We start from the raw sequence: 279 nt of genomic DNA on the forward strand, positions 1-279 counted from the left end.
CCGGCGCCCGTGCTGCGGACCAGCAAGAATTTCGTGGCCGAATCGGTGCGCAACCTGCGCCTTTCGGCCCAGAACCGCACCGTCTTCCTCTCGATGCTGGGCAATTCCTGGTTCTGGTTCTACGGCGCCCTGATGCTGTCGCAATTCCCCGTCTTCGCCAAGGATTACCTGCACGGCGACCACAGCGTCTTCGTGCTGCTGCTGACCGTGTTCTCGCTCGTCTTCGGCGCCGGCTCCCTGTTGTGCGAATAGCTGTCCGGCCACAAGGTCGAGATCGGC

1 pseudogene is annotated in these 279 nt (G+C 63.1%); it reads left to right on the forward strand.

The features are described from left to right. A pseudogene (locus KVT32_RS29870) lies at positions 1-249 on the forward strand (glycerol acyltransferase); the annotation flags it as partial. Positions 250-279: the final 30 nt, after the last annotated feature.

The sequence above is a fragment of the Achromobacter sp. GbtcB20 genome (assembly GCF_019091095.1).
Taxonomy (GTDB): Bacteria; Pseudomonadota; Gammaproteobacteria; order Burkholderiales; family Burkholderiaceae_B; genus Achromobacter; species Achromobacter mucicolens.